The sequence below is a fragment of the Ensifer sp. ENS07 genome, assembly GCF_014852185.1.
GTDB classification, from domain to species: domain Bacteria; phylum Pseudomonadota; class Alphaproteobacteria; order Rhizobiales; family Rhizobiaceae; genus Ensifer; species Ensifer adhaerens.
In genome coordinates, this window is sequence record NZ_JACVBE010000001.1 from 649,321 (window position 1) to 675,068 (window position 25,748).

A 25,748-nucleotide genomic window follows, 5' to 3' on the forward strand; every position below is an offset into this window, starting at 1 on the left:
GATGAGTCTCGACAACAGGCCCCATTATGCCGGCGGCTGCCAATGCGGCGCGGTCCGGTTCCGCGTCGAGGGCAAGCTCGGTGACGCATCCGTCTGTCATTGCCGCATGTGCCAGAAGGCGAGCGGCAATTTCTACATGCCCTTGGTTTCGGTTCGCGGCGCGCATGTGACCTGGACCCGCGGAGAGCCCAAGCGCTTCCAGTCGTCAAACGCCGCGCGACGCGGCTTCTGCGCCGATTGCGGCACGCCGCTGACCTACGAGGCACCGGATGGCATGGCGCTGGCGATCGCTGCCTTCGACGAGCCGCAAGGCATCGTGCCGACCATCCAATGGGGAGTCGAGGGTAAGCTGCCCTATGTCGATCACGTTGCCGATCTGCCTGGCGTTCATACGCTGGAAGATCCGGACGCAATCGAGTTCCTGACCAATCTCGTTTCCTATCAGCATCCCGACCACGACACCGAGACCTGGCCCCCGGAGGAGAAGCGATGACCGAAAACGTTCGAACAGGTGGATGCCAATGCGGCGCGGTCCGCTTCCGGATCAAGGGTGAACTCGGACGCGCGTCGATCTGTCATTGCCGCATGTGCCAGAAACAGTTCGGCTCGTTCTTCTCGGCGCTGGTGACGGCGCCGAAGGATGGCGTCGAATGGGTGCGGGACGAACCGAGCTATTTCCAGTCCTCGGTCAACATCGACCGTGGCTTCTGCCCGAAATGCGGAACGCCGATGACCTATCGGCATCCGGGTGGCCTTGAGATCGCCATCGGCACCTTTGACGATCGCACCGATCTGGCGCCGAAAATCCAGGTCAATCACGCCTCGCGGCTGCCCTGGGTCGATACGATCTTCGAGCAGCCGGTGCTTGAGGATCAGGATTTTTACGCCAGGCAGGAAAGCATCATCTCGTTCCAGCATCCCGACCACGAGACCGATCAATGGCATCCCTCGGGAGCATTCCGGTGACCATCGCGCGCATCTATACGGGCGGATGCCAATGCGGCGCCGTGCGCTACCGCGCCGAGGGCGTGCTTGCGGACCCGCATATCTGTCATTGCCGCATGTGCCAGAAGGCGACCGGGAACTATTTCATGCCGCTCGCCAATGCGTCCCGAGACACGTTCGACATTACCCGGGGCCAGCCGTCCTGGTTCCGCTCGTCGCATCTGGTGCGCCGCGGTTTTTGCAGCGATTGCGGCACGCCGCTGTTCTACGATATGCCCGACGAGAACTTCATCAACATCGCGCTCGGCTCGCTCGACGACCCCGATGACGTACAGCCCGTTTACCAGTCCGGCGTCGAATCCCGCGTCATATGGTTCTCACGGCTCGCGGGCTTGCCACCAAGGGAGACGGATGACGGTAGCGAGGTCTCGGCGACCCGCCATCTGATCGTTCTCGAAACCAACCGCCAGCATCCCGACTACGACACCGTGCACTGGCCGCTCACGAAAGACTGAAAATGACGACTGTTCTGCGTACGCTTTATCCGGAAATCGAACCCTATGCGTCGGGCCACCTCGAGGTCGGCGACGGTCACACCATCTATTGGGAAAAGGCCGGCACGCCGGGCGCTAAGCCTGCCGTCTTCCTGCATGGCGGGCCAGGCGGCACGATCTCGCCGAACCACCGCCGCCTGTTCGATCCGACGCTCTACGACGTAACGCTGTTCGACCAGCGCGGCTGCGGTAAGTCGACGCCGAATGCCAGGATCGAAGCCAACACCACCTGGCATCTCGTCGCCGATATCGAGCGGCTGCGCGAGATGGCCGGCGCCGACAAGTGGCTGGTCTTCGGCGGTTCCTGGGGATCGACGCTGGGGCTTGCCTATGCCGAGAAGCACCCGGAACGGGTTTCCGAACTGGTGCTGCGTGGCATCTACACGCTGACCAAGGCCGAGCTCGACTGGTACTACCAGTTCGGCGTCTCGGAGATGTTCCCGGACAAGTGGGAGCGTTTCATCGCGCCCATTCCCGAGAACGAGCGCCACGAGATGATGCACGCCTATCATCGCCGCCTGATGAGCGAGGACAAGGCGACACGCCTTGCGGCCGCCAAGGCCTGGAGCATCTGGGAGGGTGAGACGATCACGCTGTTGCCGGAGCTCGCAACCAGCGAGCCCTTCGCCGACGACGATTATGCTGACGCCTTCGCGCGGATCGAGAACCACTTCTTCGTCAATGCCGGCTGGATGGAAGAGGGCCAATTGCTGCGCGACGCCCACCGGCTGCACGGCATTCCCGGCGTCATCATCCACGGGCGGTACGACATGCCGTGCCCGGCGAAGTACGCTTGGCAGCTGCACAAGGCCTGGCCGGGATCAGAGCTGCATCTGGTCGAGGGAGCAGGCCATGCATATTCCGAGCCGGGCATCCTCGACCGGCTGATCCGCGCCACGGACCAGTTCGCAGGCAAGACCGAGCAAAAGTAAACCGAGCATATTTGGACGAGAGCCATGACCAGGGAACGCATCTACCTCTTCGACACGACGCTGAGAGACGGGCAACAGACGCCCGGCATCGACTTTTCCGTCGAGGACAAGATTGCGATTGCCGGCCTGCTCGATCAGTTCGGCATGGACTATATCGAAGGCGGCTATCCCGGCGCGAACCCGACCGACACGGAATTCTTCGGGCGCAAGCGTACCCAGAAGGCCTCCTTCGTCGCCTTCGGCATGACCAAGCGCGCCGGGGTTTCCGCGTCGAACGATCCGGGCCTCGCGGCGCTGCTCGCGGCCAAGAGCGACGCCATCTGTCTTGTCGCCAAGAGCTGGGACTATCACGTCGAAGTGGCGCTCGGCTGCACCAACGAGGAAAACCTCGACAACATCCGGGCCTCGGTCGAGGCGGTGGTCGCCTCCGGTCGCGAGGCGATGGTCGATTGCGAGCATTTCTTCGATGGCTACAAGGCCAACCCCGCCTATGCGCTCGCCTGCGCGAAGACGGCCTTTGACGCCGGCGCGCGCTGGGTGGTCCTCTGCGACACCAATGGCGGCACGCAGCCTCCGGAGGTGCGCGAGATCGTTGCGGCCGTGATCGCTGCCGGCGTGCCCGGCGCCAATCTCGGCATCCACGCCCATAACGATACCGGCCAGGCGGTCGCCAATTCGCTTGCGGCGGTCGAGGCCGGCGTACGCCAGATCCAGGGCACGCTGAACGGCATTGGCGAACGCTGCGGAAACGCCAATCTCGTCACGCTGATCCCGACGCTTGCTTTGAAAGAGGCCTATTCCAGTCGCTTCGAAACGGCGATCGATGCCGACCGCTTGCTGGAGCTGACGAAGCTCGCCCATTCCTTCGACGAGCTGTTGAACCGCTCGCCAGACCAGCAGGCGCCTTACGTCGGCGCGTCGGCCTTTGCAACCAAGGCCGGCATCCACGCTTCGGCATTGCTCAAGGATCCGCGCACCTATGAGCACGTGGCGCCGGAAAGCATCGGCAACCTGCGCAAGGTCATGGTGTCCGACCAGGGCGGAAAGGCCAATTTCATCAACGCGCTGAAGCGCCGCGGCATCGTCGTCAGCAAGGACGACCCGAAGCTCGACAAGCTGATCGCCATCGTCAAGGAACGCGAAGCGACCGGCTATGCCTACGAAGGGGCGGATGCGAGCTTCGCGCTGCTCGCCAGCCGCATTCTCGGCACGGTGCCGGATTTCTTCCACGTGGAAAGCTTCCGGGTGATGGTCGAGCGCCGCTTCGACGCCAACGGCCATCTGAAGACGGTGTCGGAAGCGGTGGTGAAGGTGGTCGTCGACGGCGAGACGATGATGTCGGTCGCCGAAGGCCACGGCCCGGTCAACGCGCTCGACCTGGCGCTGCGCAAGGATCTCGGCAAGTACCAGTCGGAAATCGAAGACCTGGAGCTCGCGGACTACAAGGTCCGTATCCTCAATGGCGGGACCGAGGCGATCACCCGCGTTCTGATCGAATCGACCGATGGCACGGGCGCACGCTGGTGGACCGTGGGGGTCTCCGACAACATCATCGATGCGTCTTTCCAGGCGCTGATGGACAGTATCGTCTTCAAGCTGCTCAAGAACCGCGACCACGTCGGGCTGATCGCCGCCGAGTAATTTCGGCGATCGACCCGGTAACGCTGATGAACTGGCCGGGGGAGGGTGAGCAAAACTCATTCTCCCTTCACGGAAATGAATTGGTGCATCACCGGCCATTGGGGTAGGACGCACCAATGGGAGATCGTGCCGGCCGACTGGCTGTGCCCTCCCTTCTGACCGGTGAGCGGCCATTGCCGCCAGGGCTCTCCGGCAAAACACCAGGAAAAGATGATATGGCCGAGCCGAAAGCACCCGCCGAAAATACCGATTCCGCACAAGGCTTTGCCTTCGCGCTGACCGCCTATCTGCTTTGGGGCTTCCTGCCGTTCTTCATGAAGGCTGTCGCCCATATCCCGGCGCCGGAAGTGGTGGCGCACCGGATCGTGTGGTCGGTGCCGCTCGCAGGTCTCGTGCTGCTCTGGCTCGGGCGCACCGACGATATCAAGACGGCACTGCGCTCGCCGCGCATGCTGTGCATGGCCGCACTGACTGCCGTGCTCATCACCATCAACTGGGGCATCTATGTCTGGGCAATCGGGGCGGGCCGCGCCATCGAAACCGCGCTCGGCTACTACATCAATCCGCTCTTCTCGATCTTCCTCGGCGCCGTGCTTTTGAAGGAGAGGCCGAACCCGGCGCAGATGGTCGCAATCGCGCTCGCTGCTTCCGCCGTCGCCGTGCTCGCCTTTGATGCCGGCGGTCTGCCGTGGGTGTCGATCGGCCTCTGCCTGTCCTGGGGTTTCTACGCCTTCTTCCGCAAGACCCTGCCGGTTGGCCCCAACCAGGGCTTCTTCCTGGAAGTCCTGCTGCTGAGCGTTCCGGCCATCGGCTACATTATCTGGCTGGAGACGACGGGGCAGGGCCATTTCGGCGACACCGGCATGGCCGACGTCCTGTGGCTGCTGTCCTGCGGCATCGTCACGGCCGTGCCGCTGATGATCTATGCCAATGGCGCCAAGCTCCTGCGCCTCTCGACCATCGGCATCATGCAGTACATCGCGCCGACGATGATTTTCGTGATCGCCGTCTTCGTCTTCCATGAGCCCTTCGGTACGGCAAAGCTCATCGCCTTCGGCCTGATCTGGGCGGCGCTGGTGATCTATACCGGCGCGATGCTGGCTGAAAGCAGGGCGCGCCGCGCCCTGCAGGCAAGCCCCGCCGAATAATGTCGGTTGCAATAGAAACAAAAAAGGCGCGCCGGGGGCGCGCCTTTTTTGTTGGCTGAACAGGTTTCTCAAAGCTTGGAGATGATCTCGGCTTCGCCGTCGCGGCCGTTGCCGCCGTTGGCGGCCGCCAGGATGGTCGGCACGATGTCGGCGGCGTCATTGACGACGAGCGGCTGCACCAGATGCGCCGTGTGGACGAAGCCCTCTTCGCGCATGTGCTGCAGGAGGTCCATCATCGGCCTCCAGAAATTGTTGATGTTGCCGAAGACCATCGGCTTGCGGTGACGGCCGAGCTGCGCCCAGGTCATGATCTCGACGATCTCTTCAAGCGTGCCGATGCCGCCCGGCAGAGCCACGAAGGCGTCGGCGCGTTCGAACATCGTGTGCTTGCGCTCGTGCATGTCGGCCGTGACGATCAGTTCGTTCAGTTGGCCGAGCGAATGGCGGGTCGCTTCCTTGTCCATCAGGAATTCAGGGATGATCCCGGTAACTTCGCCGCCGTTGGAAAGCACGCCGCTGGCAACCGCTCCCATGATGCCGCGTGTGCCGCCGCCATAGACCAGGCGAAGCCCGTGATCGGCGATGGAGCGGCCGAGCGCGCGGCCGGCCTCCATGTAGGCATTGTCGCGTCCCGGCTGTGAACCGCAATAGACGCAGATGGATCGAATCGTGCTGTTCTCGGTGCTCATGCCCCCCAAAAAACATTGCAGCGCAGCATGGGTCAAGAAAAATGAGGGGAAACCCGGCTTTCTGTGGGTTGCCGTGCCTTCGGCTGCTTGTATGCCGAATCGCGAATCGCTAGCAATTTCAGTGATTGATTGAAGAAATCGGACGAGTTGCTTGCTGTTGCGCTATAATGACGGCGCAAGCCCGCACCGCAGGCCGATGAGAGGGCATGCGCGGAGCGTTGCTCCGCTCCGTGTGGAGAGTGGCATGATCAAAAATAAGGCCGGCTGGGTGGCCATTTCTGTCCTCGTGGCAGCAACAGCGTTGATGGTATTCGTAATTCAACCGAACTTGCGCGACGACGGCCAGAAGCCAACGGCGGAGCAGGCGGCAGGCACCGCGACACAGTCGACCGAGGCGACGCCTGCGACCAGTGGCCCGCAGGCGGCTGGCGCCTCTGCCGAGACAGCAAAGACGGATGCTGCGCCGCAGCAGGAACAGTCGAAGGCCGACGCGGCGACTGCCGCCAATGCGCCTGCAACCGATCCCGCCATTCCCGGTTTCGATGTGTTGCGCGTGGAGCCCGATGGCTCGACGGTGATCGCCGGCCATGCCCAGCCGAATTCGAAGCTTGAGATCCTGAGCGGCGATACGGTGGTCGGCACCGCTGATGTCGGCGCGACCGGCGACTTTGCCGCGGTCTTCGACGATCCGCTTCCGGCGGGTGACCATCAGCTCACGCTGCGCAGCACCGGCGAAAACGGTGCGGTGAAGAGCTCCGAGGAGGTCGCGACCGTTTCTGTTCCCAAGGATCCGTCCGGTCAACTGCTTGCCATGGTCTCGAAGCCCGGCATGGCGAGCCGGCTGATCACGACGCCGGATACGGTGGAGGGGACAGCGGCTGTGGACGCCAAGCCGGCCGAGGTTGCTTCCGCAACGCCGCAGGCGGTCGATACCGCTACTGCGCCGGCCAAGCTTTCTGGCGTGCCGGGCCTGCAGGTGAGCGCCGTCGAGATCGAAGGCAGCAAGATGTTCGTTGCCGGCAGCGCCAAGGCAGGCGCCTTGGTTCGCGTCTATGCCGACGACAGGCTCGTCGGCGAAATGAAAGCCGACGACAAGGGCCACTTCGTCGTCGACGGCCAGATCGAGTTGACGGTGGGCAGCCACATCATTCGGGCCGACATGCTGAACGAGGATGGCACCAAGGTCGTGATGCGCGCTTCGGTTCCCTTCGACCGGCCCGCCGGATCGCAGGTCGCGGCCGTGGCACCTTCGGGCACGCCGTCCGCAACCGCGGGTCTCGATGGCCTGCGTGCGGAAGCTGGAAAGGCGCTCGCACTGTTGAAGGGTCTCTATGCCAATGGCAAGGTGCCGAACGGCGAGCAACTGGCCGCCGCCCGTTCGGCGACCGAGATTGCGTTGAAGTCGCTTGCCGATTTCCGCGTCGCCGACAGTTCCGACCAGACGCTCGTCGCTTCCGCGACGCGGGCCGCAAAGGCCTCCGCAAGTGCGCTCGCGGCGCTGAAGGCTGCACCTCAGGACGCATCGAGCGTGGCGACGGCACTTGCCAAGGTTGATGAAACGGTTGGTGCGGTCCTTGCCGAGCAGGGCAGCGCCACGCCGGCGTCGCCCGAGAGGGCCCAACCGAAGGACAATGCCCCGGCTCCGGGCGAACTGGCAAAGGCAATGGGTGCTGGAAGCGCAGTTGTAAACGACGCTGCACCGGCGCAGCCGGCGACCGAAACCGCGGCCGTTGCAGCCTCGCCCGACCAGCCCCAGACGCTCGAGCAGGCTCCGCTCAAGGAGAGCAAGAGTTCGGTGATCATCCGTCGCGGCGATACGCTGTGGCAGATCTCGCGTCGCGTCTACGGCGCGGGCCTGCGCTACACCACGATCTATCTCGCCAACCAGGACCAGATCGAGGATCCGGACCGCATTCGCCCGGGTCAGGTCTTCGGCGTGCCGGACAAGGCGCTGCCGGACGAAGAATCGCGGGAAATTCACAAGAAGCACATGAAACAAGAACAATAAGCAGCCGATCGGCGGCCGCCGACATTGCGGCGGCTGCGACGGATGCTTATCTCCAGACCAAGGGCGGCGCCTTCGACAGGGCGCCGCTTTTCATTGAACGGTGATGACGGCGCCGCAGGTCTTCGTTTACAGGGAAGGCTCGGCGCAGAGCTTGGATGCGCAACAATCTGCCTCCAAGCGCGCAAACGTAAGAGCGGATCAGAACGTGGCACCCCAGAAGAAAACCGTTTCGGCCGATACCAGCAATCCCTTGCATACGATCGCCAATCTCTGGCCCTACATGTGGCCGTCGGACAGGGCCGATCTCAAGCTTCGGGTGATCTGGGCGACGGTCATTCTGATCATCGCCAAGGTCGTGCTGATCCTCGTTCCCTATTCCTTCAAATGGGCAACCGATGCGCTGAACGGCAAGCCGGATGTCCTGGGCTTTCTGCCCGTGTTCATGACCGGCGCGGTCATGCTGGTGCTTGCCTACAACCTCGCGCGTCTTTTGCAGGCCGGCTTGAACCAGCTGCGCGATGCGCTGTTTGCAAGCGTCGGTCAGCACGCGGTCCGGCAACTGGCCTACAAGACCTTTGTGCACATGCACCAGCTGTCGCTGCGCTTCCATCTGGAGCGGCGCACCGGTGGGCTTTCTCGCGTCATCGAGCGCGGCACCAAGGGCATCGAAACGATCGTCCGTTTCACCATCCTCAACAGCGTGCCGACCCTGATCGAATTCCTGCTGACGGCCGTGATCTTCTGGTGGGGCTACGGCTTCAGCTATCTCCTCGTCACCGCTGTCACCGTCTGGCTCTACATCTGGTTCACCGTGCGCGCGAGCGACTGGCGCATCGCCATCCGCCGTTCGATGAACGACAGCGACACCGACGCCAACACCAAGGCGATCGACTCGCTGCTGAACTTCGAGACGGTCAAGTATTTCGGCAACGAGGAGATGGAAGCCCGTCGCTTCGACAAGTCGATGGAACGCTACGAGGCGGCGGCGACCCAGGTCTGGACGTCGCTCGGCTGGCTCAACTTCGGCCAGGCGTTGATCTTCGGCGCCGGTACGGCCGTGATGATGATCATGTCAGCGCTTGCCGTGCAGCGTGGCGAGCAGACGCTGGGTGACTTCGTCTTCATCAACGCCATGCTGATCCAGCTTGCGATCCCGCTCAACTTCATCGGCTTCGTCTACCGCGAAATCCGTCAGGGGCTCACCGACATCGAGCATATGTTCGACCTGCTCGACGTGCGTGCCGAAGTGGTGGATCGCCCGAATGCGAGCGAACTTGTCATCGGCAAGGGCGCCATCGCCTTCAAGGATGTGCATTTCGCCTATGACGCGGCGCGTCCGATCCTGAAGGGCATCACTTTCGAAGTGCCCGCCGGCAAGACGGTCGCCGTCGTTGGCCCCTCCGGTGCCGGCAAGTCTACGCTCTCGCGGCTGCTCTATCGCTTCTACGACGTGCAGGAAGGGGCGATCACCATCGATGGCCAGGACGTGCGCACAGTGACGCAGAAGAGCCTGCGCTCGGTGATAGGCATGGTGCCGCAGGATACGGTGCTCTTCAACGACACCATCGCCTACAACATCCGCTATGGCCGTGTTTCGGCGAGCGAAGCCGAAGTCGAGGCGGCGGCCGAAGCCGCGCAGATCGCCGAGTTCATCCGCACCCTGCCGGAGGGCTTCCAGGCCATGGTCGGCGAACGGGGCCTGAAGCTTTCGGGCGGCGAGAAGCAGCGCGTTGCGATCGCCCGCACCATTCTCAAGGCGCCGCCGATCCTGATCCTCGACGAGGCGACCTCGGCACTGGATACGCGCACGGAGCAGGAGATTCAGTCGGCACTCGACGTCGTTTCGCGCAACCGCACGACGCTTGTCATCGCGCACCGGCTCTCGACCGTCATCAACGCCGACGAGATCATCGTGCTGAAGGACGGCGTCATCGCCGAGCGCGGCACCCATGGCGAGCTGATCGATCGCGACGGCCTCTATGCCTCGATGTGGAGCCGCCAGCGCGAAGCGACGCAGGCCGAAGAGCAACTGAAGCGCGTGCGCGAGAGCGACGATCTCGGCATCGTCACCCGCGGCGAGCCGGCGGTTTGATGGCGTCTTTTTCTTTGCTGCGCGCGACGCGTTTTGTCGCTACCGGGCGGGCAACGTTGCCCGCCGGGACATTTCGCGCTAGAGCGGGGGGCAGGAAAAGCGTTTGCGGTTTTCCGTCCGCATCCCGCGCTAACTTATAGAAAACGATCACGTTCCACGGAAAATCTGGAGTAGAGTTCATGAGCCTGGTCAATACGATCCGCAACACGCTCGTCCCGGTGCACAAGGAAGGCTACCGCTTTGTTGCGATCTTCTTCGTCGTGTCGCTGGTGCTTGGCTTCCTGTGGGAGCCGTTGATGTGGATCGGCTTCGTGCTGACCGCGTGGTGCGCTTACTTCTTCCGCGACCCCGAGCGCATGACGCCGCTCGACGACGATCTGGTGATCAGCCCGGCCGACGGCCGCGTCTCGTCGATCGCGACGGTCCTGCCACCGGAAGAACTGAACCTCGGTTCGGAACCGATGCTGCGCATCTCCGTTTTCATGAATGTGTTCAACTGCCACGTGAACCGCGCGCCGATGGCCGGCACCATCACCCGCGTCGCCTATCGCGCCGGCAAGTTCGTCAATGCCGAGCTCGACAAGGCGAGCCAGGAGAACGAGCGCAACGGTCTGGTGATCGATACAAAACACGGCGCCATCGGCGTCGTTCAGATCGCCGGTCTCGTTGCCCGCCGCATCCTGTGCTGGAAGTATGAGAACGGCTCGCTGGAGGCCGGTGAACGCTTCGGCCTGATCCGCTTCGGCTCGCGTCTCGACGTGTTCCTGCCGGCCGGCTCCGAGCCGCGCGTCAGCGTCGGGCAGACTGCCGTTGCGGGCGAAACCGTGCTCGCCGAGTTTGGCTCGGCCAAGGGCCCGGTCATCAGCCGCCGCGCATAAGGAGTGTCTATGGAAGGCTCTGAACAGGAAAAACCGATCGACACGCGGCAGGCGTCCGAGGACGCCAGCGGCTCGAGCGATACCGCGCGCGGCCCACGGCTGCGCGAAATCCCGCTGCGGTTGATGATCCCCAATCTGATCACCGTGCTCGCGATCTGCGCCGGCCTCTCGGGTATCCGGCTCGCCTTTGAAAACCGCATCGAGCTTGCCGTTGCCATGGTGTTGCTCGCCGCCTTTCTCGACGGCATCGACGGCCGCGTCGCGCGCGCCCTGAAGGCGACGTCGAACTTTGGCGGCCAGATGGATTCGCTCGCCGACATCATCAACTTCGGTGTCGCGCCGGCCCTCGTGCTCTATGTCTTCATCCTCGACCAGGCGCGTTCGATCGGCTGGATCGCGGCACTGATCTACGCGATCGCGATGGGCCTGAGGCTCGCCCGCTTCAACGTGATGGCGGAGCGCCAGGTCAAGGCGTCCTGGCAGTCGGAATATTTCGTCGGCGTGCCAGCGCCCGCGGGCGCCATGCTGGTGCTGTTGCCGGTCTATCTCGGCCTCCTGGGCCTGGCGCCAGAACGCACCTTCGCGCTCATCGCATCCGCCTACACGGTGCTGATCGCCTTCCTGCTCGTCAGCCGTCTGCCGGTCTGGTCCGGCAAGTCGGAAAACAGCCGCGTGCGCCGCGACCTCGTGCTGCCGGCCATCCTCGGCGTCGTCTTCTACGTCGCGACGCTGATGACCTACACATGGGAAACGATGGCGGTGACGGCGCTTGGCTACCTGATCACGCTGCCCTTCGGCGCGCGATCCTGGCAGCGCAAATATGGCGGCGACTGGCCGGCCCATCCTTCGACCGGCGGTGACGGCCTGCCGGGCGACAAGGACTAACGCAAGTCCGCGAGAGGCGTGAATCGGCTTTCCGACCGGCAATGCCCAAAATGAAAAGGCCACCGTGACGACACGGTGGCCTTTCTCATTTGAGCGGTGTGACGAAGCTTATTCCGGCAGCCGGTAGTCGACGATCTTGTCTTCGCGCACGATGTAGAGCTTGCCGGTCTCGGTCTGGTTGGGGCCAACCAGCGGCAGCAGCTTGGCTGCGACTTCCGAAGGATGCGGCACGGTTTCCGGATCCTCGCCCGGCATCGCCTGAGCGCGCATCGCCGTACGGGTGGCGCCGGGGTCGACCGAGAGGATGCGCAGCGGCAGGCGCTGCGTCTCGCCGGCCCAGGTACGGGCCAGAGCCTCGACGGCAGCCTTCGAAGCGGAGTAGGGCCCCCAGAAGGGCTTGCACTTGTGTGCAGCGCTCGACGACAGGATCAGCGCACGGCCGGCATCCGACTTGATCAGCAGCGGCTCGAGCGAACGGATCAGCCGCCAGGTGGCGTTGACGTTGATGTTCATCACCTTGTCGAACACCTTCGCCTCGACATGCCCGATCGGCGAGATCGTGCCAAGCACGCCGGCATTGGCAACGAGGATGTCGAGCTTACCCCAGCGTTCGTTGATCGCGCCACCGAGCTTGTCGATCGCCGGCATGTCGGCAAGGTCGAAGGGCACCAGCGTCGCCGAGCCGCCCGCCGCCTTGATCGCGTCGTCGAGTTCTTCGAGACCGCCGACGGTGCGGGCGCAGGCAACCACATGGGCACCGGCCTTGGCCAGTTCGAGAGCGGTGAAATAGCCGATACCGCGCGATGCGCCGGTGACCACGGCCACCCGGCCTTTGAGATCGATCGTCATTTTTCTGTCTGATTATCCGTTGCTGGCGAGAACCGAGAGTTTGCGGACATTGCTGGCGCCTTCCTGGTCGAGAAGGCGGGTCGGATAGTCCCCGGTGAAATAGTGGTCGGTGAACTGCGGCGACTTCGGATCGCGCTTTTCGCCGCCGACCGCCTCATAAAGACCGTCGATCGACAGGAACTCGAGCGAGTCCGCGCCGATGTAGCGGCACATGGAGGCGAGGTCCGCATGCTGGTTGGCGAGCAGCTTGTCGCGGTCCGGCGTGTCGATGCCGTAGAAGTCCGGATGGAAGATCATCGGGCTCGCGACGCGCACATGCACTTCGCGCGCACCGGCCTCGCGCATCATCTGCACGATCTTTACCGACGTCGTGCCGCGCACGATCGAATCATCGACGAGGATGATGCGTTTGCCCTCGATCATCGCGCGATTGGCGGAATGCTTGAGCTTGACGCCGAAGGCGCGGATCTGCTGCGTCGGCTCGATGAAGGTGCGGCCGACATAGTGGTTGCGGATGATACCGTATTCGAAGGGGATGCCACTCTGCTGGGCATAGCCGAGGGCGGCCGGCGTGCCGCCGTCCGGCACGGGAACCACGACGTCGGCCTCGACCGGCGCTTCCTTGGCGAGGTTGATGCCCATGTTCTTGCGCGACACATAGATGCTGCGGCCGCCGACGACCGAGTCCGGCCGGGCGAAGTAGACATACTCGAACAGGCAAAGACGCTCGGGCTGCGAAACCTCCGGCTTGCGCGCGTCGATGGTGATCGAACCGTCGGGCTGGATCTCGCAGATGATGACTTCGCCGTTCTCGACGTCGCGGACATAGGTCGCGCCGATGATGTCGAGTGCGCAGGTCTCGGAGCAGAAGATCGGCTTGCCGTCGAGTTCGCCCATCACGAGCGGACGGATGCCGATCGGATCACGTGCGGCGATCAGCTTCGTGCGCGTCATCGCCAGCATCGAATAGCCGCCTTCCATCTGGCGGATGGCATCGATGAAGCGGTCGGAAGAGGACGCCTGCTTGGAACGGGCGATCAGGTGCAGCACGACTTCGGTGTCGGACGTCGACTGACAGATGGCGCCGTCGGCGATCAGCTGCCGGCGAAGCGTGAGGCCGTTGGTGAAATTGCCGTTATGGGCGACCGCAATGCCACCGACTTCGAGTTCGGCAAAGAGCGGCTGCACGTTGCGCAGCGCCACTTCGCCCGTCGTCGAGTAGCGGGTGTGGCCGATCGACATGAAGCCCGGCAGTTTCGCCAGCGTCGCCGGATCCGTGTAGTGGTCGCCGACGAGGCCCATGCGCTTCTCGGTGCAGAACTGCTTGCCGTCAAAGGTGACGATGCCGGCTGCTTCCTGGCCGCGATGCTGGAGCGCATGAAGGCCCAGCGCCGTCAGCGCCGCCGCGTCCGAGTGCCCCAGTATGCCGAAGACGCCGCACTCTTCGTGCAGCTCATCGCCTTCGAGTTCATCGTGGATTTCGATGGATCTATCGGTCATCACAGTCGCCTTTGCTCCGTACCGGTGCGCATATCGTGATCAGGCCCGCCGTCTTCAAGCAATCTTAGCTGAAAACGGCTGCAAGCGTTATTCCCCAAAAGGACAAAGCCCGCGGGGCGGGCTTTGTCGGCAAATCGTTCCTGTCTCAGCCGTTGGTGGCCGGGGCGTCGTCGGCGGGCGCCTGGTCCGGCGTCGTCGCAGGTGCCTGGCCGGGCGTCGTTGCCGGCGCTTCGCCTTCGCCTTCGCCGGTTGTGTCCTTGCCGCGCAGGCGATCGAGAATGGTGGCGTCGGCTTCTTCGGGCAAAAGCGCGATCAGCTTGTTGCCGAGATTGTCGAGCAGCGGCTTCGACTTGGCCTGGGTGACCCAAGTCGGCTGCTGCTGCGGAGCGACGAGCCAGTTGAAGAACAGCATGGCGACGACGACCAAAAGGATGCCGCGGGCAGCGCCGAACAGGAAGCCGAGCGTGCGGTCGAGCGCGCCGATGCGGCTGTCGATGATGAAATCGGCGATCCGCATGGTGATGAAGGAGATGATGATCAGCGCGATCAGGAAGATCACCGCCGCCGATCCGATCATCGCGACCGTGTCGCTGTTGGTATACTGCTTCGCGTAGGGCAGGAGATGCGGGTAGAGGAAGTAGGCGGCAGCCGCCGCACCCACCCAGCTCGCGACCGAAAGCACCTCGCGCGAGAAGCCTCGAACCATGGCCAGGATTGCGGAAAACAGGGCGACGCCGAGAACGATACCGTCGAGAATTGTAATGGGCATTTTGTCCTTACTCCGGACCCGGTTCGTCCGGGTCTCCTCAAGCCTATCCGCCATCGGCCCTGAGTTCAGGGCATTTGCAGCCTGTTTGCGGCCCTTAAAGGGCGGCCTGCGGCATCCGCATCTTTCAGTCTTCGTCCTCCACCGGTCTCAGCGCGTTTCGCGACCCCGCGATGCGCGCCACCAGATCGGGCAGGCTTTCCATCTCGCTCCAGCGGCCATTGCCGTTTTTCGGCAGTTCGGTCGAAGCGGACGGCAGGACCGCCTGGGAGAACCCGAGCTTCTCGGCTTCCTTAAGGCGTTGTGCGGTATGCGCAACCGGCCGGATGGCACCCGACAAGCTGACTTCGCCGAAATAGACGCAATCCGCCGGAAGGGCAAGCCCGGCAAGCGATGAAACCAGTGCGGAAGCCACAGCTAGATCGGCCGCCGGCTCGGAAATGCGGTAGCCACCGGCGATGTTGAGATAGACGTCGTGCTGGCCGAGCCGCACGCCGCAATGGGCTTCCAGCACGGCAAGGATCATCGAGAGCCGTGCGGAATCCCAGCCGACGATGGCGCGTCTCGGCGTGCCGAGCGAAGTCGGGGCGACCAGCGCCTGCACTTCGACGAGAACCGGGCGGGTGCCTTCCATGCCGGCAAAGACGGCGGCGCCCGGCGATTTCTCGTTGCGTTCGCCGAGAAACAGTTCCGACGGGTTGGCGACCTCGCGCAGGCCCTTGTCCGACATTTCGAACACGCCGATCTCGTCCGTCGGGCCGAAGCGGTTCTTGACGGTGCGCAGGATACGATAGTGATGGCCGCGGTCGCCTTCGAAATAGAGCACGGCGTCGACCATATGCTCGACGACGCGCGGACCGGCGATCTGGCCCTCCTTGGTCACATGGCCGACGAGCACGACGGCGGTTCCCGTCTGCTTGGCAAAGCGGATCATCGCCTGCACGCCGGTGCGAACCTGGGTCACCGTGCCCGGCGCGGAATCGACGATGTCGCTCCAGAGCGTCTGGATCGAATCGATGATCACGAGATCCGGGCGCTTGCCTTCCGACAGCGTCGCCAGAATGTCCTCGACGTTGGTCTCAGCAGCGAGCAGCACATCGCTGTCGGCAGCCCCCAGCCGCTGGGCGCGAAGACGCACCTGCGCCACAGCCTCTTCGCCCGAGACATAGATGACGCGATGCTTGCGGCGCGAGAGCGCTGCCGCTGCCTGCATCAGCACCGTCGACTTGCCGATACCGGGATCGCCGCCGACGAGCAGCGCCGATCCGCGCACGAAGCCGCCTCCGGTCACCCGGTCGAGTTCCGAGATGCCTGTCTGGATGCGTGGCGCGTCTTCGATCTCGCCCGAGAGCGTGGTGAGCGCCACCGGGCGTCCCTTCTTCGGCGCGCGCGACGGACCGCCGCCGATGCCCGCCGTCGGGTCGTCCTCGATGATCGTGTTCCACTCGCCGCAGCCTTCGCATTTTCCCACCCAGCGAGTGTGGATCGTGCCGCAGTTCTGGCAGATGAATTGGGTACGCGCTTTCGCCATCGGCATCGACTTTCGGAATGTGAGACCGCCTACGTCGCGAGGGGACGTCGGCGGCAAAGAATCACCTGTATCGTCACATAATGCCGCAAAGTGCGGAACAAAAGGTGAATTTCTGCAAGAATGACCGAAAAATGAGCTGAAGGAGCGCGTCAGACGCTGTCGATATAGTGCCTGATATAGCGGCGGCCGAGGCTGGTCAGCATCTCGTAGCCGATCGTCCCTCCGGCGCGCGCGACATCGTCGATGGCGATGTGCCGGCCGAAGAGCTCGATGTAATCACCCGGTCGTACCGCGCTTTCAGGAAGGTCCGTGACGTCGAAGAGACTGAGGTCCATGGTGACGCGCCCGACATGCGGGACCTTCTGGCCGTGCAGGAAACCGAAGGCCCCTGATGGCGTTGCCTGCCTGAGCGTGACGCCGCCGCCGGACACGGAACGGTGATAGCCATCGGCATATCCCACAGCCACCGTGGCGATGCGACTGTCGCGGTCGAAGCGGGCAGAGGCGCCATAGCTCGCGGTGCCGCCGGCGGCCACGTCGCGCACCTGGATGATCCGTGCTTCGGCGGTCACCACCGGCTTCATCGGGTTGGGGATGTCGTTCACCGCCTCGCCGCCATAGACGGCGATGCCCGGCCGGGTCAGGTCGAAATGATAGTCGGGCCCGAGGAAGACGCCGCCGGAGTTGGCAAGGCTCGCATCGACCCCTTCATAGGCAGTCGACACCTCATGGAAGCGACGGAGTTGAAGGCCATTCAGCCGATGGTCCGGATCGTCGGCGCTGACGAGATGGCTCATGATCAGCACCGGCGAAAAGCTTGCCGGCCGCGCCGGGTCTGTCGCAAGCGCAACGGCCTGCTCGACCGTAAGGCCGAGCCGGTTCATGCCGGTATCCACATGCAGCACGCAAGGGTGGTCGCCACGCTCGGAAAGGGCGGCCATGAACACCGCCAGCTGCTCGTCCGAGTTGATGACCGGCACCAGATCGTTGTCGAAGAACAGCGCCTCGTTGCCCGGCCACATCCCGGCGAGAATGTAGATCCGGCCGTCCGGTGCAAGCGGACGGAGTGCTGCGCCTTCCTCGGCATTGGCGACAAAGAAATCGCGGGCGCCGGCCGCATAGAGGGCAGGGGCCGCCTGCGCGATGCCGATGCCATAGGCATCCGCCTTGAGGACGGCTGCGGCACGCGCCTTGCCGGAGCGCTTGTTCATGGCCCGCCAGTTGTCGACAAGCGCGCCAAGATCGATCGTGAGCCGGTTGGAAGCGGAAAGGAAGTCTGGAGGAAGCATGCCGGGCACTCTGCGTGGATGATCCAGGATCAATACAGCCAAGCGCAGAGCGTCGCAAATATTCCCCTGTCGTAGCGCCCTCGCGGATGGACCAGGCAAACGAGCACTTTTGTGCAAGACGCAGCCGCGCAGGCGCACTATGGTTTTGCCATGCAGACAATTTCGCAGGAAGAAGCCATCGATGTCATGCCGATAGAGGGCGCCGAGCGCACGCGCTTCTGGCGGGATTCCCGCTTCATGGGCATGGAATGTCTGACGGCGACCTTCATCACCCATGAATTTGCGCCGCACGCGCACGAAACCTTCAGCATCGGCGCCATCGAGGCCGGCTCGCAGATCAGCAAGATCAAGGGCGAGCGTTCGGAGGCCGGCCCCGGATACTTTTATCTGATCAATCCCGACGAAATTCACGACGGTCATCCGGGCGGCAGCGGCTATCGCTATCGCATGGTCTATCCGAGCGCCGAACTGCTGGTGAGCATCATCGAGGATGTCACCGGACGCGCTTTCAAGGGCACGCCATCCTTCTCCAAGCGTGTTTTGCAGGCGCCGGACCTGGCTCTTTCCTTCCATCAGGCCCACCGCACGCTCGAAGTGTCGGGGGCGACGCTCGAGGCGGAGGAAAAAATGTTCGCGGTGCTTGCCGCGATGTTCGAGCGCCACGGCAGCACGATCATCACGCCGATCGAAACGCGCGAGCAATCGGCCGTTCACCGGGCGCGCGACTTCCTGGCGGAAAACTATGCCGAGGACATCGGGCTCGAGGAACTGGCGAAGGTCGCCGGCCTCAGCCGCGCCCACCTCATCCGCGCGTTCCGCAAGGAGTTCCACATCACCCCGCATGCGTTCCTGACCGACAAGCGCGTGCGGGCGGCAAAGACACTGCTGCGGCACGGCTGGTCGGCGGTGGACGCAGCCTATCAATGCGGTTTTGCCGACCAGGCGCATTTCAGCCGTCATTTCAAGGCGCGCACCGGCGTCACCCCTGGGGCCTTCCGCGCCGGCTGATCACTTTCGTTCAAGACGATCCGCAGCCCGAGTCCTAGAACACTCGGGCAATTGCGATCGCGCGCCTGTGTGGAAGGGCGGCGCATCGCGCGAATGGAGACGTGGACGTTGCAGGAAAGAAGTGCGTTCCAGGAATTTCGGGCCGCGGCCGTTGCTATGACGCCGCTGATCGTCGCGGTCATGCCGGTCGGCCTCGTGTTCGGTGCGGTGGCGGCGAGCAAGGGACTTGCGCCGGCCGAGGTGGCGCTGATGAGCGCGCTGGTCTTTGCCGGCGGGTCCCAGTTCGTCGCGATGGATATCTGGACGCATCCGGCGTCCTGGGCGGCGCTTGGCTTTTCGGCACTGCTCGTCAACATCCGCCATGTGCTGATGAGCGCTTCGATCGGCGGCAAGCTCGACAGTTTCTCCGGCCCGGCGCGCTATGCCTCGATGCTGCTTCTGGCCGACGAGATCTGGGCCATGGCCGAGATGCGGGCGAGCAACGGCAAGCTGACGCCTGCCTGGTATGCGGGCCTTGCGGTGCCTTTCTACTGCCTTTGGGTGCTGACGAGCCTTGCGGGCGCGTTGCTTGGGGCATTCCTGGGCGATCCGAAGGTTACCGGCCTCGACTTTGCGTTCCCCGCCGTCTTCATCGTGCTGGTCATGGGGTTCTGGAAAGGACGGGAGACGGGTGCCGTTCTGGCGGCTAGCGCTTGTGCTGCCGTGCTCACGCATCAGTTGCTGCCAGGTGTCTGGTACATCGCTGCCGGGGCTGCGGCCGGGGTCGTGGTCGCGCTTCTCTCCGGTGCACGCAAGGAGGCCCATGCATGACCGTCGATCCAAATACACTGCTTGCCATCGTCGCCATGGCGGCTGCGACGATCGCGACCCGCATCGGCGGTCTCGTGCTGATCCGGTATGTGACGATCGGGGAAAGCCAGAAGCGCGCACTGGAGGCGATACCGCCGGCCGTGCTGATGGCGGTTATCGCGCCGACGGCCTTCGTGACCGGCCCGGCGGAAACGATCGCCGCTGCCGCGACGGCCGTGGGCGCCATACGGCTGCCGCTCCTGGTATCGGTCGCCGTCGGTGTCGTCTCGGTAGCGCTGCTGCGCCTCGTGTTCTGAGAGGTTTGTGCTGGCGCGGCGCGCTTCAGCCAAAAGGCACGTGCCATTTGAGATTGAGAGCGGGCTGGGAAACCGCAAACATTTTTCCCAGCCCGCTCCGGCCGCCCCCACGGAACCCTAGTGTTCTTCGTACTGGGTGAAGGATGGATCGGCGAGATCGGTGAAGCGCGTGAATTCCGACTGGAAGGCGAGTTTCACGGTACCGGTCGGTCCGTGACGCTGCTTGGCGATGATCACGTCGGCCGTGCCCTTCACCTGCTCCATCTTCATCTTCCATTCTTCGTACTTCGGGTCGAACTCGTCGCGCGGCTCCAGGTTCTTCACGTAGTATTCCTCACGGAACACGAAGAGCACGACGTCGGCGTCCTGCTCGATCGAGCCCGATTCACGAAGGTCGGACAGCTGCGGCCGCTTGTCTTCGCGGCTTTCGACGCCACGGGAGAGCTGCGAGAGCGCGATGATCGGAACGTTCAGTTCCTTGCCGAGCGCCTTGAGGCCGGTGGTGATCTGGGTGATTTCCTGCACGCGGTTGTCGCTGGATTTGCCCGAGCCGGTCATGAGCTGGATGTAGTCCACCACTAGGCAGTCGAGGCCGCGCTGGCGCTTCAGGCGCCGCGCGCGGGCGGAAAGCTGGGCGATCGAGATACCACCGGTCTGGTCGATATAGAGCGGCACCTTCTGCATCATCTGCGAGCAGGCGACGAGCTTTTCGAAGTCGGCCTCGGAGATGTCACCGCGGCGGATCTTCGAGGAGGAGACTTCGGTCTGCTCGGAGATGATACGGGTGGCGAGCTGTTCGGACGACATTTCGAGCGAGTAGAAGCCGACGACGCCGCCGTTCTTGGCCTTGAACGAGCCGTCAGCCTGGACTTCCGGCTCGTAGGCCGCAGCAATGTTGTAGGCGATGTTGGTGGCAAGCGAGGTCTTGCCCATGCCGGGGCGTCCGGCAAGCACGATCAAGTCGGAACGCTGCAGGCCGCCCATCCGGCCATCAAGCGACAGGATGCCGGTTGAAATGCCCGAAAGGCTGCCGTCGCGCTCGAAGGCCTGGCCGGCCATGTCGATGGCGAGCGCCACGGCGTCGTTAAACGACTGGAAACCGCCGTCGTATCGACCGGTCTCGGCAAGTTCGAACAGACGGCGCTCGGCGTCTTCGATCTGGCCCTGCGGAGGCATGTCGAGCGGCGCGTCATAGGCGATGTTGACCATGTCCTCGCCGATGGTGATCAGCGAACGGCGCAGCGCCAGGTCATAGATCGCCCGGCCATAGTCTTCGGCGTTGATGATCGAGACGGCAGCGCCGGCAAGGCGCGCAAGATAGGTCGCGACGGTCACGTCGCCGACCTTCTCGTCGGCCTTGAGGAAGGTCTTGATGGTGACCGGGTTCGCCATCTTGCCCATGCGGATGATGTCGCCGGCGACTTCGTAGATCTTGCGGTGCAGCGGCTCGTGCAGATGCACCGGCTTCAGGAAGTCCGACACGCGGTAGTACGCGTCGTTGTTGACGAGGATCGCGCCAAGCAGCGCCTGCTCGGCCTCGAGGTTGTTCGGGGCCTCGCGGTAGTGCTGGTCCGCCTGATCTTTGCCGATAGGGGATAGCTTTCGCGACGCTTCGTTCATTCGTTTATCTCTGCCTCTGTCTGGTGTGGCACCGGTTTGCGTTTTAGCGCGGGCCGGGTCAAGTGCACGAGGGACACAGTCGCGAAGCGACGTCACCGCGCCCGGCGCTGTTCCCGTTGTTCGACTGATCCACAGGCGGGGGCTCGCAAATGTGCGGATTATGCCGTCGTCACAAATTTGGTCGTTGACGCCGCGAATCACCCGAACCTTCCCGACGAAACGAAGTGTAGCGCCGTCCTCCTCTGCCTCAAATCCGCATCTTGAAAATCCACCGCATTTGGATTAGATAGAGGCAGAATAATTAGCATGCTAGTAATATGGAAAAGATACCAATGTATCAACCCACCGTGAACCGCGAACTGTTCGATGCCCTGTCGCTGCTCAATCGCAAGCTGCGCGCCGTGTTCGATGCGCGGGTGAAGGAGAAGGGGCTGACGCTGTCGCGCGCCCGCGCGCTCTTCGCCTTGACGAAGAAGGATGGCCTGAACCAGCGGGAGCTCGCCGACGAACTCGACATCGAGACCCCGACACTGGTGCGCCTGCTCGACGGCATGGAGAAGCAGGGCTTCATCGAGCGGCGGGTCGAGGTCTCCGACCGACGCGCCAAGCAAATCCATATGACCGAACTCGGCCGCACCGTTGCCGACGAGATCCTCAGGCTTGCCGACGAAATCCGGGCCGAAGTGCTGCAAGGCATCGACGCAGCCGAGCTTGCCGTGACAAAGCGGGTGGTTCGTGCGATCGCCGACAATGTTCAGTCGCTGGCGCGGGAGTGACGGCGATGGGCGCAGTCGCGACGGCCGCCGCAAACGACAATCGCCTTGCCTCCGAGCTTGAGGCCGCGGAGGCCGTCGACGAGGACCAACACGGAGAAACCGTTATTGCGCCGGAACCGGCGCCAACCCCCGTGCCGGCCCCCGTCGAGAAAGGTCTGTTGCTTTCGGCGGTCTATGTCCTGGGCTCCGTGCTCCTGTTCCTGACGCAGGGGCTCGGCATGAACCTGGCGCTCGCCAACCTTACGCAGGTCCAGGGCTCGCTTTCGGCGACCTCCATCGAAGCCGGCTGGCTCTCGGCGGCCTACATGGCGCCGAATGTCAGCCTGTCGATCGCGCTGGTGAAGATCCGCGCCCAATACGGGCTGCGCCGTTTTGCCGAAATCAGCATCGCCGGTTTCGTCGTCGTCTCGTTGATGAACGTCTTCGTTTCCGATCTGCATTCGGCGATCGTCGTGCGCTTCATCAGCGGCATTGCCGCCGCACCGATGTCGACGCTCGGCTTCCTCTACATGCTCGAAGCCTTTCCGCCGGCGCGCAAACTGACCGTCGGGCTGGCGCTGGCGCTCACCTGCACGACGATTTCCGCGCCGGTCACCCGCCTGATCTCGCCGACCTTGATCGAATATGGCCAGTGGCATGCGCTCTACACGCTGGAAATGGCGCTGGCGCTGATCGCGCTGCCGATCATCTACCTGCTGCCGCTGACGCCGGTCCCGCATGCCAAGGTTATCCAGCGCATGGATATCCTGAGTTACCTCCTCGTCGCCGTCGCCTTCGGCTGCCTCGCCGTGGTCCTGACCATGGGGCGCCTCTACTGGTGGTTCGAGGCTCCTTGGCTCGGCGTCCTGCTGGTCGTCTCGATAGCGACGCTGACGACCGCGGTGCTGATCGAGCTTTATCGCCCGGTGCCGTTGATCGACGTGCGCTGGATCGCTTCAAAGGAGATCGTGCACTTTGCCGCCGTTCTCTTGATTTTCCGGCTGGTCGCCTCCGAACAATCGACTGTTGCTGCGAACTTCTACCAGCAGCTCGGTCTCCAGTTCGAGCAGGTCGCAACCCTCTATTGGATCATCCTTGCTGCGGCCATCGGCGGCGGTCTGCTTTGCGCCGCGCTGATGAATCCTGAACATGCGGAGCGCGTGCATATTCTGGCACTCGGCCTCCTGGCGGCCGGCGCCTACATGGACAGCCAGGCGACCAGCCTGACACGGCCGGAGCAGATGTATCTGAGCCAGGCGATGATCGCGTCCGGAACGGCGCTCTTCCTGCCGCCGGCCATGGCGCGCGGCTTCAAGGCGGCGCTCGCCAAGGGGCCGAGCTATATCCTCAGCTTCATTGTGATCTTCCTCTTTACCCAGAGCATCGGCAGCCTGATCGGCTCCGCCGCCTTCGGTACCTTCGTCACGATCCGTGAAAAGTTTCATTCCAACCTTCTCGCGGAACAGATCGTGCTCTCGAACCCTCTGGTTGCCCAGCGCGTCAACCAGCTTTCCGCCGCTTACGCCAAGGTGATGGGCGACAAGACCCTGCTCGGCGGCGAGGGCACCGTGTTGTTGTCACAACAGGTGACCCGCGAAGCTTACATCCTCGCCTACAACGACGCCTTCCTGCTTGCCTCGGCGGTCGCGCTTTTCGCGCTCGCCGGGCTGCTGCTGCACATCTTCTACAACTGGCTCAGGCAGAGATTGTCCGCTCCTGCGCCGATGCCGGCCACCTGATTGACAGAGTTGACGACCATGTTGAAATCCTTGCGCTCTCCCACGAGCATCATCGTTCTTCTCGCCGGCATCGCCGGTATCGCCCTTGTGCTCTACGCCTGGCGGCTGCCGCCGTTCCACAGTTCGGTGGAATCGACGGAGAATGCCTATGTGCGCGGCTTTGTAACGATCATGAGCCCGCAGCTTGCGGGCTATGTCGCCGACGTTCCGGTGCACGACTACGAGACGGTCAAGGCCGGGCAACTGCTGGTCAAGATCGACGACCGCATCTATGCGCAGAGGGTGGCGCAGGCGGAAGCCACGCTTGCCGGGCAGAAAGCCGCACTTGCCAATTCCTTTCAGCAGGAGCTTTCCGCCAAGGCGGGCATCGCCGCCAGCCAGGCGCAGCTCGATGGTGCCAAGGCTGCCTTCAATCGGGCCCGGGCGACCTGGGACCGCATCCGCCCGCTCGCGGAAAAGGGTGTTTCGACCCGCAGTGATGCCGACCAGGCGCGTGCAGGCTTTGAGCAGGCCGACGCTGCCGTGAGCCAGGCAGAGGCCGGGCTGGAAGTGTCGAAGCAGGCGCTGGCGACGACGCTTGGCGCGCGTGCCGGATTGCAAGCCGCGGTGAGCGGGGCGGAAGCGGCCGTCGAACTCGCGCGAATCGATCTCGACAACACCCGCATCGTCGCGCCGCGGGACGGCCGTCTCGGTGAGATCGGCGCGCGGATCGGTCAATATGTGACGGCCGGCTCGCAACTCCTGGCGCTGGTGCCGAACGACGTCTGGGTCGTCGCCAATTTCAAGGAAACGCAGCTCGACGGCATGAAGGCGGGCCAACCCGTCGCCATCGCGGTCGACGCGCTGCAGCGGAACGAGCTGACGGGGCATATCGAGCGGTTCTCGCCCGCCGCCGGTTCGGAGTTCAGCATCATCCGTCCGGACAACGCCACCGGCAACTTCACCAAGGTGGCCCAGCGCGTCGGCGTGCGCATCGTCGTCGATCCCGGCCAGCCGCTGGCGGAAATGCTGTCGCCCGGCCTTTCGGTCGTCGTACGCGTCGACAAGGACGCGCCGGTGCGCGTTGCGCCGGACCAGGCGAACATCGGTGTCGCGCCTGTTGCCGCCCACGGATAAGACGGCCGAGGCCCACAGAGCCATTGCCAGAAACGGCCGCGCAACCAAGAAAAAAGCCCGGATCGATGATCCGGGCTTTCGCGTGTTGAATGGCCTTTAAGGCTTATTCTTCTTCGCCTTCGAATTCGGCTTCCGGGTTGAAGAAGTCTTCCGGCTTGAGGGCGTCTTCGTCAACACCGTAGATGGCGTCGGCCGAGGTCAGGCTTTCGCCCTTTGCCTGGCGACCGGCTTCTTCGGCCGAACGGGCAACGTTGACTTCAACCGAGATCTCGACTTCCGAGTGCAGGTGCAGCGTGACCTTGTGCAGGCCGATCGACTTGATCGGCTGGTTGAGGTCGACCTGGTTGCGGCCGACGTTGAAGCCTTCGGCAGCGAGCACTTCGATGATGTCGCGGGCAGCAACCGAACCGTAGAGCTGGCCGGTTTCGCCAGCCGAGCGGACGATGATGAACGACTTGCCGTCGAGCTTCTCGGCAACAGCCTGGGCTTCCGACTTGCGCTCGAGGTTGCGGGCTTCGAGCGTCGAACGCTCAGCTTCGAAACGGGCCTTGTTGGCAGCGTTGGCGCGCAGCGCCTTGCCGAGCGGCAGGAGGTAGTTACGGGCAAAGCCGTCGCGAACCTTTACGGTTTCGCCCATCTGGCCGAGCTTGGCGATACGTTCGAGAAGAATGACTTCCATGTTGGTTTCCTTTCAGAG

The 25,748-nt window shown here is 63.6% G+C and carries 24 protein-coding genes; 16 read left to right on the forward strand and 8 right to left on the reverse strand.

What is annotated here, in order from left to right; all coding sequences use genetic code 11:
- Window position 1 precedes the first annotated feature (1 nt).
- The 6 genes from IB277_RS03155 (at window position 2) to rarD (ending at window position 5,220) form a co-directional block, all read left to right on the forward strand.
- On the forward strand, window positions 2-493 hold the full coding sequence (locus IB277_RS03155; RefSeq protein ID WP_034804016.1) for a GFA family protein: 492 nt from the start codon (window positions 2-4) through the stop codon (window positions 491-493).
- Window positions 490-966 (forward strand): GFA family protein, encoded by a 477-nt coding sequence (locus tag IB277_RS03160; protein ID WP_034804014.1) that lies wholly within the window; start codon window positions 490-492, stop codon window positions 964-966. Before IB277_RS03155 ends, IB277_RS03160 begins: the two co-directional genes overlap by 4 nt.
- Window positions 939-1,460 (forward strand): GFA family protein, encoded by a 522-nt coding sequence (locus IB277_RS03165; protein WP_034804013.1) that lies wholly within the window; start codon window positions 939-941, stop codon window positions 1,458-1,460. Before IB277_RS03160 ends, IB277_RS03165 begins: the two co-directional genes overlap by 28 nt.
- Window positions 1,461-1,462: 2 nt before the next feature.
- On the forward strand, window positions 1,463-2,431 hold the full coding sequence (gene pip / locus IB277_RS03170; RefSeq protein ID WP_034804012.1) for a prolyl aminopeptidase: 969 nt from the start codon (window positions 1,463-1,465) through the stop codon (window positions 2,429-2,431).
- Window positions 2,432-2,455: 24 nt separating this feature from the next.
- Window positions 2,456-4,072 (forward strand): citramalate synthase, encoded by a 1,617-nt coding sequence (gene cimA, locus IB277_RS03175; RefSeq protein WP_090294619.1) that lies wholly within the window; start codon window positions 2,456-2,458, stop codon window positions 4,070-4,072.
- 215 nt (window positions 4,073-4,287) lie between these two features.
- Window positions 4,288-5,220 carry an EamA family transporter RarD gene (rarD, locus tag IB277_RS03180; RefSeq protein WP_034804008.1) on the forward strand — a complete coding sequence of 311 codons (933 nt, stop codon included), beginning with the start codon at window positions 4,288-4,290 and terminating at the stop codon, window positions 5,218-5,220.
- Between the two features lie 68 nt (window positions 5,221-5,288).
- Here rarD and IB277_RS03185 read toward each other — a convergent pair whose 3' ends face one another.
- Complete coding sequence (locus IB277_RS03185; RefSeq protein ID WP_034804006.1) at window positions 5,289-5,909, reverse strand: TIGR00730 family Rossman fold protein; 621 nt, start codon at window positions 5,907-5,909, stop codon at window positions 5,289-5,291.
- 244 nt (window positions 5,910-6,153) lie between these two features.
- Here IB277_RS03185 and IB277_RS03190 point away from each other — a divergent pair, with 244 nt between their 5' ends.
- The 4 genes from IB277_RS03190 to pssA all read left to right on the forward strand — a co-directional run bounded on the left by IB277_RS03190 (window position 6,154) and on the right by pssA (window position 11,772).
- On the forward strand, window positions 6,154-7,917 hold the full coding sequence (locus IB277_RS03190) for a LysM peptidoglycan-binding domain-containing protein (protein WP_090294617.1): 1,764 nt from the start codon (window positions 6,154-6,156) through the stop codon (window positions 7,915-7,917).
- 205 nt (window positions 7,918-8,122) lie between these two features.
- Window positions 8,123-10,009: an ABC transporter ATP-binding protein/permease gene (locus IB277_RS03195; RefSeq protein ID WP_034804301.1), complete on the forward strand. Its 1,887-nt coding sequence runs from the start codon at window positions 8,123-8,125 to the stop codon at window positions 10,007-10,009.
- Window positions 10,010-10,188: 179 nt separating this feature from the next.
- A complete protein-coding gene (locus IB277_RS03200) occupies window positions 10,189-10,887 on the forward strand; it encodes a phosphatidylserine decarboxylase (protein WP_034803995.1) in 699 nt (232 codons plus the stop codon).
- A 9-nt stretch (window positions 10,888-10,896) separates the two neighbouring features.
- Window positions 10,897-11,772 (forward strand): CDP-diacylglycerol--serine O-phosphatidyltransferase, encoded by an 876-nt coding sequence (pssA, locus tag IB277_RS03205; protein WP_051659665.1) that lies wholly within the window; start codon window positions 10,897-10,899, stop codon window positions 11,770-11,772.
- A gap of 108 nt (window positions 11,773-11,880) precedes the next feature.
- Here the strand turns inward: pssA and IB277_RS03210 are convergent, their stop codons facing one another.
- The 5 genes from IB277_RS03210 to alr form a co-directional block, all read right to left on the reverse strand.
- Entirely contained in the window at window positions 11,881-12,621 is a 741-nt protein-coding gene (locus IB277_RS03210; RefSeq protein WP_034803992.1) for an SDR family NAD(P)-dependent oxidoreductase, read from the reverse strand.
- 12 nt (window positions 12,622-12,633) lie between these two features.
- On the reverse strand, window positions 12,634-14,121 hold the full coding sequence (gene purF / locus IB277_RS03215; RefSeq protein ID WP_034803990.1) for an amidophosphoribosyltransferase: 1,488 nt from the start codon (window positions 14,119-14,121) through the stop codon (window positions 12,634-12,636).
- A 145-nt stretch (window positions 14,122-14,266) separates the two neighbouring features.
- Window positions 14,267-14,890, reverse strand: coding sequence for a CvpA family protein (locus tag IB277_RS03220; RefSeq protein WP_034803987.1), 624 nt, complete (start codon window positions 14,888-14,890; stop codon window positions 14,267-14,269).
- 124 nt (window positions 14,891-15,014) lie between these two features.
- A complete protein-coding gene (gene radA / locus IB277_RS03225; protein ID WP_034804296.1) occupies window positions 15,015-16,418 on the reverse strand; it encodes a DNA repair protein RadA in 1,404 nt (467 codons plus the stop codon).
- A 149-nt stretch (window positions 16,419-16,567) separates the two neighbouring features.
- Window positions 16,568-17,707, reverse strand: coding sequence for an alanine racemase (gene alr, locus IB277_RS03230; protein ID WP_034803986.1), 1,140 nt, complete (start codon window positions 17,705-17,707; stop codon window positions 16,568-16,570).
- 150 nt (window positions 17,708-17,857) lie between these two features.
- On the opposite strand from alr, the gene IB277_RS03235 reads away from it, so the two are divergent.
- The 3 genes from IB277_RS03235 to IB277_RS03245 all read left to right on the forward strand — a co-directional run bounded on the left by IB277_RS03235 (window position 17,858) and on the right by IB277_RS03245 (window position 19,821).
- A complete protein-coding gene (locus tag IB277_RS03235) occupies window positions 17,858-18,715 on the forward strand; it encodes an AraC family transcriptional regulator (protein ID WP_034804294.1) in 858 nt (285 codons plus the stop codon).
- 156 nt (window positions 18,716-18,871) lie between these two features.
- Complete coding sequence (locus IB277_RS03240; protein ID WP_060580970.1) at window positions 18,872-19,525, forward strand: AzlC family ABC transporter permease; 654 nt, start codon at window positions 18,872-18,874, stop codon at window positions 19,523-19,525.
- A complete protein-coding gene (locus IB277_RS03245) occupies window positions 19,522-19,821 on the forward strand; it encodes an AzlD family protein (RefSeq protein WP_192370711.1) in 300 nt (99 codons plus the stop codon). Before IB277_RS03240 ends, IB277_RS03245 begins: the two co-directional genes overlap by 4 nt.
- Window positions 19,822-19,938: 117 nt before the next feature.
- Here IB277_RS03245 and IB277_RS03250 read toward each other — a convergent pair whose 3' ends face one another.
- Window positions 19,939-21,441 carry a replicative DNA helicase gene (locus tag IB277_RS03250; protein ID WP_043611355.1) on the reverse strand — a complete coding sequence of 501 codons (1,503 nt, stop codon included), beginning with the start codon at window positions 21,439-21,441 and terminating at the stop codon, window positions 19,939-19,941.
- A gap of 332 nt (window positions 21,442-21,773) precedes the next feature.
- On the opposite strand from IB277_RS03250, the gene IB277_RS03255 reads away from it, so the two are divergent.
- From IB277_RS03255 to IB277_RS03265, 3 genes are read left to right on the forward strand one after another with little or no spacing between them, the layout of a single operon-like run.
- On the forward strand, window positions 21,774-22,217 hold the full coding sequence (locus IB277_RS03255; protein ID WP_034803983.1) for a MarR family winged helix-turn-helix transcriptional regulator: 444 nt from the start codon (window positions 21,774-21,776) through the stop codon (window positions 22,215-22,217).
- A 5-nt stretch (window positions 22,218-22,222) separates the two neighbouring features.
- Window positions 22,223-23,935: an MFS transporter gene (locus IB277_RS03260; RefSeq protein ID WP_090294612.1), complete on the forward strand. Its 1,713-nt coding sequence runs from the start codon at window positions 22,223-22,225 to the stop codon at window positions 23,933-23,935.
- Window positions 23,936-23,953: 18 nt separating this feature from the next.
- Window positions 23,954-25,051, forward strand: a complete 1,098-nt coding sequence (locus IB277_RS03265) for an HlyD family secretion protein (RefSeq protein ID WP_090294611.1) — start codon at window positions 23,954-23,956, stop codon at window positions 25,049-25,051.
- Between the two features lie 103 nt (window positions 25,052-25,154).
- Here IB277_RS03265 and rplI read toward each other — a convergent pair whose 3' ends face one another.
- Window positions 25,155-25,730, reverse strand: coding sequence for a 50S ribosomal protein L9 (gene rplI, locus IB277_RS03270; RefSeq protein WP_034803982.1), 576 nt, complete (start codon window positions 25,728-25,730; stop codon window positions 25,155-25,157).
- Window positions 25,731-25,748: the final 18 nt, after the last annotated feature.

What these genes read in the sequence shown, in the direction of transcription:
- pip (WP_034804012.1), top strand. Translation starts at nt 1,463, where the DNA reads ATGACGACTGTTCTGCGTACGCTTTATCCGGAAATCGAACCCTATGCG.
- IB277_RS03260 (WP_090294612.1), top strand. Translation starts at nt 22,223, where the DNA reads ATGGGCGCAGTCGCGACGGCCGCCGCAAACGACAATCGCCTTGCCTCC.
- IB277_RS03220 (WP_034803987.1), bottom strand. Translation starts at nt 14,890, where the DNA reads ATGCCCATTACAATTCTCGACGGTATCGTTCTCGGCGTCGCCCTGTTT.
- IB277_RS03155 (WP_034804016.1), top strand. Translation starts at nt 2, where the DNA reads ATGAGTCTCGACAACAGGCCCCATTATGCCGGCGGCTGCCAATGCGGC.
- IB277_RS03200 (WP_034803995.1), top strand. Translation starts at nt 10,189, where the DNA reads ATGAGCCTGGTCAATACGATCCGCAACACGCTCGTCCCGGTGCACAAG.
- rplI (WP_034803982.1), bottom strand. Translation starts at nt 25,730, where the DNA reads ATGGAAGTCATTCTTCTCGAACGTATCGCCAAGCTCGGCCAGATGGGC.
- rarD (WP_034804008.1), top strand. Translation starts at nt 4,288, where the DNA reads ATGGCCGAGCCGAAAGCACCCGCCGAAAATACCGATTCCGCACAAGGC.
- IB277_RS03210 (WP_034803992.1), bottom strand. Translation starts at nt 12,621, where the DNA reads ATGACGATCGATCTCAAAGGCCGGGTGGCCGTGGTCACCGGCGCATCG.
- IB277_RS03160 (WP_034804014.1), top strand. Translation starts at nt 490, where the DNA reads ATGACCGAAAACGTTCGAACAGGTGGATGCCAATGCGGCGCGGTCCGC.
- IB277_RS03245 (WP_192370711.1), top strand. Translation starts at nt 19,522, where the DNA reads ATGACCGTCGATCCAAATACACTGCTTGCCATCGTCGCCATGGCGGCT.
- IB277_RS03235 (WP_034804294.1), top strand. Translation starts at nt 17,858, where the DNA reads ATGCAGACAATTTCGCAGGAAGAAGCCATCGATGTCATGCCGATAGAG.
- alr (WP_034803986.1), bottom strand. Translation starts at nt 17,707, where the DNA reads ATGCTTCCTCCAGACTTCCTTTCCGCTTCCAACCGGCTCACGATCGAT.
- purF (WP_034803990.1), bottom strand. Translation starts at nt 14,121, where the DNA reads ATGACCGATAGATCCATCGAAATCCACGATGAACTCGAAGGCGATGAG.
- IB277_RS03250 (WP_043611355.1), bottom strand. Translation starts at nt 21,441, where the DNA reads ATGAACGAAGCGTCGCGAAAGCTATCCCCTATCGGCAAAGATCAGGCG.
- radA (WP_034804296.1), bottom strand. Translation starts at nt 16,418, where the DNA reads ATGGCGAAAGCGCGTACCCAATTCATCTGCCAGAACTGCGGCACGATC.
- pssA (WP_051659665.1), top strand. Translation starts at nt 10,897, where the DNA reads ATGGAAGGCTCTGAACAGGAAAAACCGATCGACACGCGGCAGGCGTCC.
- IB277_RS03255 (WP_034803983.1), top strand. Translation starts at nt 21,774, where the DNA reads ATGTATCAACCCACCGTGAACCGCGAACTGTTCGATGCCCTGTCGCTG.
- IB277_RS03185 (WP_034804006.1), bottom strand. Translation starts at nt 5,909, where the DNA reads ATGAGCACCGAGAACAGCACGATTCGATCCATCTGCGTCTATTGCGGT.
- IB277_RS03190 (WP_090294617.1), top strand. Translation starts at nt 6,154, where the DNA reads ATGATCAAAAATAAGGCCGGCTGGGTGGCCATTTCTGTCCTCGTGGCA.
- IB277_RS03165 (WP_034804013.1), top strand. Translation starts at nt 939, where the DNA reads ATGGCATCCCTCGGGAGCATTCCGGTGACCATCGCGCGCATCTATACG.
- IB277_RS03240 (WP_060580970.1), top strand. Translation starts at nt 18,872, where the DNA reads ATGACGCCGCTGATCGTCGCGGTCATGCCGGTCGGCCTCGTGTTCGGT.
- cimA (WP_090294619.1), top strand. Translation starts at nt 2,456, where the DNA reads ATGACCAGGGAACGCATCTACCTCTTCGACACGACGCTGAGAGACGGG.
- IB277_RS03265 (WP_090294611.1), top strand. Translation starts at nt 23,954, where the DNA reads ATGTTGAAATCCTTGCGCTCTCCCACGAGCATCATCGTTCTTCTCGCC.